Genomic DNA, 254 nt, shown 5'->3' with positions numbered 1-254 from the left:
AAGCACAGGTCAAACTGGTGATCAATGAGGCCTTGCTGAGTAAGGTCATGCAAACGGCACTGCAATTGCAGAACCAATACGGACTTGCGCCTGCGAGTGTTGATGCCGTACTCAATCTCAAGGGTATTTTGGAGCCACCACAGACAGAGGCAGATGAAGCCGCCAAAGCTGCTTTAAAGGCTGCGTTGTTGTCATCTTTTGATGAGGCGCTGGAAGCTCTGAAACAGATGCGCTTACAGGAAGGCAAGCGTTTG

General features: G+C 50.4%; 1 protein-coding gene. It reads left to right on the top strand.

What is annotated here, in order from left to right:
* Positions 1–17: 17 nt before the first annotated feature.
* Positions 18–254 (top strand): YicC/YloC family endoribonuclease (locus HBA93_RS22215; RefSeq protein WP_353619431.1); only part of this gene is annotated, 237 nt, incomplete at its 3' end.

This window comes from Ochrobactrum sp. SFR4 (assembly GCF_019730395.1).
Classification (GTDB): domain Bacteria; phylum Pseudomonadota; class Alphaproteobacteria; order Rhizobiales; family Rhizobiaceae; genus Pseudochrobactrum.
This window is presented reverse-complemented; position numbering and strand designations above follow the sequence as displayed.